7 protein-coding genes are annotated in these 6,398 nt (G+C 49.3%); 2 read left to right on the forward strand and 5 right to left on the reverse strand.

Annotated features, from left to right (window positions below):
* The first annotated feature begins 121 nt into the window (after positions 1-121).
* Entirely contained in the window at positions 122-1,015 is an 894-nt protein-coding gene (locus tag ACY2VT_RS07025; protein WP_461879394.1) for a polysaccharide deacetylase family protein, read from the forward strand.
* Positions 1,016-1,034: 19 nt separating this feature from the next.
* On the opposite strand, the gene ACY2VT_RS07030 is transcribed toward ACY2VT_RS07025, so the two are convergent.
* From ACY2VT_RS07030 to ACY2VT_RS07045, 4 genes are all read right to left on the reverse strand, one after another.
* Positions 1,035-2,459 carry an alanine/glycine:cation symporter family protein gene (locus ACY2VT_RS07030; RefSeq protein WP_461879395.1) on the reverse strand — a complete coding sequence of 475 codons (1,425 nt, stop codon included), beginning with the start codon at positions 2,457-2,459 and terminating at the stop codon, positions 1,035-1,037.
* A 182-nt stretch (positions 2,460-2,641) separates the two neighbouring features.
* Positions 2,642-3,196, reverse strand: coding sequence for a hypothetical protein (locus ACY2VT_RS07035; protein ID WP_461879396.1), 555 nt, complete (start codon positions 3,194-3,196; stop codon positions 2,642-2,644).
* A complete protein-coding gene (locus ACY2VT_RS07040; protein ID WP_461879397.1) occupies positions 3,193-3,438 on the reverse strand; it encodes a hypothetical protein in 246 nt (81 codons plus the stop codon). The genes ACY2VT_RS07035 and ACY2VT_RS07040 overlap by 4 nt, the downstream gene beginning before the upstream one ends.
* Before the next feature lie 15 nt (positions 3,439-3,453).
* Positions 3,454-4,365 (reverse strand): GTP pyrophosphokinase, encoded by a 912-nt coding sequence (locus ACY2VT_RS07045; RefSeq protein WP_461879398.1) that lies wholly within the window; start codon positions 4,363-4,365, stop codon positions 3,454-3,456.
* 296 nt (positions 4,366-4,661) lie between these two features.
* Between ACY2VT_RS07045 and ACY2VT_RS07050 the strand changes: the two genes are divergently transcribed.
* The gene (locus ACY2VT_RS07050) at positions 4,662-5,450 is read left to right on the forward strand and encodes a DUF975 family protein (protein WP_461879399.1); all 789 of its coding nucleotides are present in this window, start codon (positions 4,662-4,664) and stop codon (positions 5,448-5,450) included.
* Positions 5,451-5,526: 76 nt separating this feature from the next.
* Here ACY2VT_RS07050 and ACY2VT_RS07055 read toward each other — a convergent pair whose 3' ends face one another.
* Entirely contained in the window at positions 5,527-6,012 is a 486-nt protein-coding gene (locus tag ACY2VT_RS07055; RefSeq protein ID WP_022461910.1) for a cytidylate kinase-like family protein, read from the reverse strand.
* Positions 6,013-6,398: the final 386 nt, after the last annotated feature.

Here is a 6,398-nt window from a genome sequence, read left to right on the forward strand (position 1 = left end):
CCTTTCCATCCACTCTACCGCCATTGTGACATAGATTGCAGGTAAAGTCAAACAGATGTGTGCCGCATGTTTTCTTTCACCCATACATATATTGTCTCAAAAAGTCCTGGAGGGGGATTTTATGCGTTCTCTTTCACCCCTTTCCCGCCGGATCCTGAAAAAAGCCGGTATCGCCGCAGCTTTTTTCTGCTCCGCTTTCCTTTTTGGCTCTGTTCTGTCCCACTTTACCTGCCGTGCGCTCCGAAAGGCAGCCCCTGTTTTTCTCTCTGCTGCGCCGGAAACCCCAGTTTCTTCTATTTCGCTGCCCGTTCTCTCCTCCGCTGCCGAAAACTGGGGCCTCTCCTTCCCTGAAAAAGGGAAGACTCCCGTCGGCAACGCTACATCCGAAGAGCTTGCCGCCTACAATGCCTGGTTTGCCGCTTCACCGGAAGAAAACATCATTTATCTGACGTTTGACTGCGGCTACGAAAACGGCAACACCCCGGCAATCCTTGACGCACTCCAGAAGCATCAGGCACCCGCGGCGTTTTTTGTCGTCGGCAATTTTCTCTCCGACCAGCCGGATCTTGTCAAACGCATGGCGGCAGAAGGTCATATCGTCGGAAACCACACCTGGTCGCACCCGGATATGTCCAAAATTTCCACGCAGGAAGCCTTCTCCGAAGAGCTGAACCGTGTTTCCGCTCTTTACCAGGAGACCACCGGCCAGGAAATGGTGAAATTTTACCGGCCTCCTCAGGGAAAATACAGCACGCAGAATCTGCAGATGGCAAAAGATCTCGGCTATCAGACCTTTTTCTGGAGTCTTGCCTATGTAGACTGGTACCAGGATCAGCAGCCGACCCACGAGGAGGCTTTCAAAAAGTTGACCGGACGCATTCATCCCGGTGCCATCGTCCTGCTTCATAATACCTCATCCACTAACGCGGAGATTCTCGATGAGCTGCTGACGAAGTGGGAAGAAATGGGATATTCTTTCGGCTCTCTCGATCAGCTTACCTCGAAATCTGCCTGATGGCCGGAAATACGGTTTCTCATGTATTTCTGTCTTTCTTTTGTTCCGCCTTTTTTATTCTGCTTTCAAACCGGAACGCCTCGTCTTTTACTTCCTTCCAGAGCCGCAGCACACAGATCAGGTTCGGCACCGCCATGCAGGCATTGGCAAGCTCCGCAAAATTCCAGACCGTTTCCGCCATGCAGACGCACCCGGCAAATGCTGCAAAGCAGAAGAAAACACGGTAAACCATTCCGAAGCTATCCTTTTTCACCAGCCAGAGAAACGCCTGCTCCCCCTGGTATGCCCAGCCGGCCATCGTTGCAAATGCGAACAGCAGAATCCCGACCGCAACAACAGAACCTCCCGCCGGTCCGAACACACTCGCAAAAGCACGGATTACCATCGCCGCGCCATCCGCTTTTTCCGCCTCCGGTATCCGTTCTGCCGCCCCGGTCACTCCGATGACAAGGCCGGTCACAAGACAGATCACCATGGTATCCACGAACACACCTGTCATGCTGATGTACCCCTGCCGCACGGGATCGTCGGTCTGCGCCGCCGCAGCACTGATTCCGCCTGCTCCAAGCCCTGCTTCATTCGAAAACACACCGCGGGAAATTCCATACCGCAAGGCCGGCGGCAGCAGGGAAATTCCCGCACCCACCGCTCCTCCCGATGCCGCCCGGAAAGAAAACGCGTCCTGTATCATCGCAAGCAGTGTCCGCGGAAGCTCTCCGGCGTGCAGGCCGATTACCATTCCTGCCCCGCCCAGATAAAAGAGTGCCATTCCCGGTACCAGCACCTCCGCCGCTTTTGCAATGGAACGCAGTCCGCCTGTTACCACAAGCAGCAGAAGAATCGTCAGCACCAGCGCGCTTTTTTCTCTTGCCACGCCAAACGTATCCTGCATCGCCAGCGCAATCGAGTTTGCCTGCGTCATATTGCCCATTCCGAGAGATACCAGCACGGCGCTTCCGGCAAAAAACACAGCCAGCATCTTCGCCAGCCGCTCCCCCGGAAATGCTCTGGTCAGCGTCACCATCGGACCGCCGCAGTATGTTCCATCTTTTCTTTGCATCCGGTACTGCACCGAGAGAAAACTCTCAGAAAATTTCAAAGCAAGTCCCACAACCGCCGCCAGCATCATCCATCCCAGTGCTCCCGGTCCTCCAAGCGCCATTGCGGAGGCAACCCCCACGATATTGCCCGTCCCGATCTCCGCCGCAAGTTCCATCATCAGCGATGCGAACGGCGAAACTCCCGCTTCCGTTTTCTCTCCGGTGCGCCTCGCATCCTGTCCGAACGCCGCACGAAGGGCAAAAAGCAGCCGTCGAAGGGGCAGCGCGCGAAGCTGGATCATCAGAAAAATGCCTGTTCCAAGCAGCAGAAAAAGGAGCGGCAGTCCCCAGGCAGCTGCATTCGCCGCTTTTAGAAAATCATTGATTTTTGCAAGCGTGGCCATATCCATTCCCCCTGTACAAAACTCGTAAAGAAAGCGTGTCCCGTCCTTCCCTTTTGAAACGGTTTTCTGTCTTTGCACTTTATGCAGCACCGCACAAAAAAAGAACCCGACAGCAGCCTTACAGCCCGTCCGGTTCTTTCGATCTTCATCTTATTTTGTTGTATTCCGCTTCCGCCCGTTTTTCAGGACTTCTGCTCCTTTAAATCATCCGCCACGAGAACACCCGCTTTGAAGCCCATCAGCATCATCTCGAGCATTTCCGCATCGTAATTGCGGTATTTCAGGTAATAAAACAGCGAATCGAGATAATTCAGAAAGCCTTTTTTCGTCTCCGGACTTAAAATCACCCGTTTTCCGTCGCCCATCAGATATTTGGCAATCCGGGAAAAGACGAACTTTTCGTTCAGAAATGCCATCGCATCCGATGTCTCATCCTCCACCAGGATCTGGATCGGTTTTCTCCGCAGCAGCCAGTAGGTCTCATAGGAGATCACTTTCAATGAATTGATATGCTTTGCCTGATGAAAATGTTTCAGGCGGGAAATATCCGTGAAATAGTCCAGCACTGCATGGCTCAACAGCGACTCGCTGATCTGGATTTTCTCGCGGATGCCGAGACTCTTGGCAAATTCCTCGATTTCTTCGTAAAAAACAGCGTAACGGCTCTGGATTACTTCCTCGGAAAATTCTTCCAGAAGTCCGTCGTAGTTTGTGTATATTTTTTCTATTGTATTCATTTTTCCTCCCCGGGCAGATTCAGGATTTCATAGCAGAGTTTCGTCCGGACAAAGTCAGTATATTCGGTCATCTCGCGCTTTTCCATTGTTCCGTAGCGGATCGGCGAGGTGTTTCCCATCAGATGTTTTCGGATTTTTCCGGCTTTGACTGCCGCCATCATATTCTCCGCAGAGTCCTCTGCTGCATGAGAGAAGCCCATGCGGCCCGTGTTTCTTCCATCCATTTTCTTATCCTTTCCCATGTCTGAAAAGCAGTTTTATTCTTTCAGTATGCTCCAGACGGCATCATCCATCGTATGAATTTCGTTCAGGTCACGTTTTTCCACTGCTGCCTTGACCTGCGGTTTTAATTCACGCTTGCGCACGATCGTTTCCTTGCTCTGGAACTTCTCATCCGGCACAACCTGGAGACGGCGGTAGAACGAACCCATCTCATCTCCCATACCCGCCAGACGGTTCAGCAGCTCGGAAAACTCGGTCAGCATAGCGTTTCCCTTGCGCCGCGGATAGAGAATGCTGTGGTCAATCTCTCCCCAGCCCTCCTCGAACAGCGTCTTGATCTGAATTTCAATGTAGACGCCGCGGTAAACGACAATGTAATGCACCGCACGGTAATGTTTCCGGTCCAGAATATTCTCCTCGGGAATCCAGTTCACATAGATATCGGCGTAATCACCAAGTCTCGTATGGACTTTCGGCGGCTCTGCCATGTAGCCCGAAGCGTTCTGGTCGTAGTCACGGCCGTAATCGCGGATATATTTTTCCGGATCGTTTTTAAACCAGTGGGTAATGTATTTATGGAAGTTTACCCAGTCCTCCCGATACAGCAAAAGTCCCCGGATTCCGATCAGGTCTGTCACATAACGCATGTAGTTTGTCGCATCCATTTTCCGGTATTTTGCATAATTTTCCAGACGCTTGCGCACCAGCTTTTCCACCAGATGTTCGGTGTCCTTCAGGCGGCTGTGGTACGACTGCAGTCCGATCTCTTTTTCCTTGTCCTGCAGAAATTCTGCTACAAATTCTTTTCGGATCTTTTCCAGCGTCGGCCGGCGCCGTTCATAATCATCCGCAATTTCCAGCAGTTCTTCCCATGAAATATCTGCCTCTTCAAATTCCTGCGGCAGAATCCCAAATTTCTGCAGAAACTCGTCCTTTGTCAGATACACGTAGATTCCTCGCTCTCTTTGTCAATTCAACGTACAGGTTTCTTTTTTTTCAGAACGCACCCCGGAGAAACCCGGCCCCGCTGCGTTCTGACGCACCGGAGAGATTATAGCACATTCATTCCCGCTTCACAAGTAAAATATTTATTTAAGAATGCACATTTCCACTTTAATCTTTCTGCCAATTTCTTAAACTTTCCTTAAGCTGTCTTGATGTTTCACCTGCCCCATGGTAAGATAATCGTAACTTGGCAGAATTGTCTGCTGTTTACACTTACATTAAGAGGGAGGTCTTTTTTATGTGGACTCGAGAGGAACTGAAAACCCGCGGAAAAGCCGCATTTTTACGCAATTACTGGATCTGTGTGGTAGCCACCCTGATTCTGACTCTGCTGGTCGGAAGCGGTACTTCTAATTCTGGAAATTCTAACAATAACAATCAGAACAATACGACCAGCATTTCTGGCTTTACAATTTCTTCTGACAATCTCAATGTGGAATCCTTTGCAGAAAGATTCACTCCGCTTGGTCCGGTGAAATTTGTTTTTTCCGTTTTCAGCGGCATTGTGCTTCTTGTCATCGGACTTGCTTTTATTCTGATCCGCATTTTCGTTCTGGCTCCGTTTGAAGTCGGAGGTGCAAGATTTTTCATTGAAAACTCGATGGAAAAAGCGGGGCTTGGCAATATGCTATTTGGATTCCAGAATGGTTACTATGGAAAAACGGTCTGGACGCTCTTTTTGAAGAATCTTTACACTTTCCTCTGGACTCTGCTCCTTATTATTCCTGGAATTGTAAAATCTTATGAATACCGCATGGTGCCTTATCTTCTGGCCGACTGCCCGGATCTTTCCACGGAAGAAGCTTTCCGCATCAGCCGTGAGATGATGAACGGCGAAAAAATGAATGCCTTCATCCTGGATCTTTCCTTTATCGGATGGAAGCTTCTCTCTTCGATCACCTTCGGTCTTGTCGGTCTCTTCTATGCGAACCCGTACGAATATGCAACCGATGCCGAACTGTTCCTGGTTCTGAAACAGAATTACTTCTCCAGCCGCAGCTACGGCAATACGTATCAGGCTTACTAAACCGCACAAAAAAAATCAGGTGCTTCTCTTTTTCGGGAAGCACCTGATTTTTTATGTATTTCTTTTTAAATATCTCTTAGATATAATCTTTCATTTCAAAATACCGCATCAGAATATCGGCACAGTTCTCGATGCCAAGATCCGAGGTATTCAGGATCATATGGTAGTTATTGACATCGCCCCATGTCTTTCCGGTATTTTTGTAATAATACTCGGCACGCTGCTTGTCTGTCTCTTCCAGCATCACCTCAGCCGCCTCTCTTGTCAGGGAAAACAACTTCATGATACGTTTGATCCGGTCCTCTTTGTCCGCGCAGACATAAATATTGATAACGTTGCTTTTATCTTTCAGAAACTCCGAAGCACACCGTCCAATGATAATACACGGCTGTTTCGCCAGCTCGCGGATCGCATCCGCCTCAGATTCAAAGGCATTTTCACGCATGCCGTGCTCTACATCGTCCTTATCATATACCGGGATATGCAGTCTCTCGGAAAGTTCTTTCGCAATAATACTCGCCCCAGTACCAAACCGGCGGCTCATCGTAATAACTAAGTTCATCTGCCACTTCCTCCTTCGCACTTCTCATAACGCAAACAAACGCCTTATGACAAATCAAAAAATTTTTCTTTCGCTGTCTTTCATTATAACAAACCCCCACCGAAAACTCAAGGTTTTTCGACAGGGGCATGGATCACTCAGGCGATGGTGATTTCTTCTATTTTCTTTTTTGCGAAATGATTGAATGCCGCGATGACTCTTCCTGTGCAGACCATGGCTTTGACACTCCCCACAGCTAAAGCAGAGGGATTCTTGTTTCTACCACTACTGCATTGACGAATACTTTACGGTACTGCAATGTCTTACACAGTGTCCACAAGCTATGTTTATCCTGTTCCCGTATGCCCTACGGTACAGCTTTTTATCTTTATGCAGACTGCATCTGC

The sequence above is a fragment of the Fusicatenibacter sp. genome (assembly GCF_050872605.1).
GTDB lineage: Bacteria > Bacillota > Clostridia > Lachnospirales > Lachnospiraceae > Fusicatenibacter.

What these genes read in the sequence shown, in the direction of transcription:
- ACY2VT_RS07025 (WP_461879394.1), top strand. Translation starts at nt 122, where the DNA reads ATGCGTTCTCTTTCACCCCTTTCCCGCCGGATCCTGAAAAAAGCCGGT.
- ACY2VT_RS07030 (WP_461879395.1), bottom strand. Translation starts at nt 2,459, where the DNA reads ATGGCCACGCTTGCAAAAATCAATGATTTTCTAAAAGCGGCGAATGCA.
- ACY2VT_RS07035 (WP_461879396.1), bottom strand. Translation starts at nt 3,196, where the DNA reads ATGAATACAATAGAAAAAATATACACAAACTACGACGGACTTCTGGAA.
- ACY2VT_RS07040 (WP_461879397.1), bottom strand. Translation starts at nt 3,438, where the DNA reads ATGGGAAAGGATAAGAAAATGGATGGAAGAAACACGGGCCGCATGGGC.
- ACY2VT_RS07050 (WP_461879399.1), top strand. Translation starts at nt 4,662, where the DNA reads ATGTGGACTCGAGAGGAACTGAAAACCCGCGGAAAAGCCGCATTTTTA.
- ACY2VT_RS07055 (WP_022461910.1), bottom strand. Translation starts at nt 6,012, where the DNA reads ATGAACTTAGTTATTACGATGAGCCGCCGGTTTGGTACTGGGGCGAGT.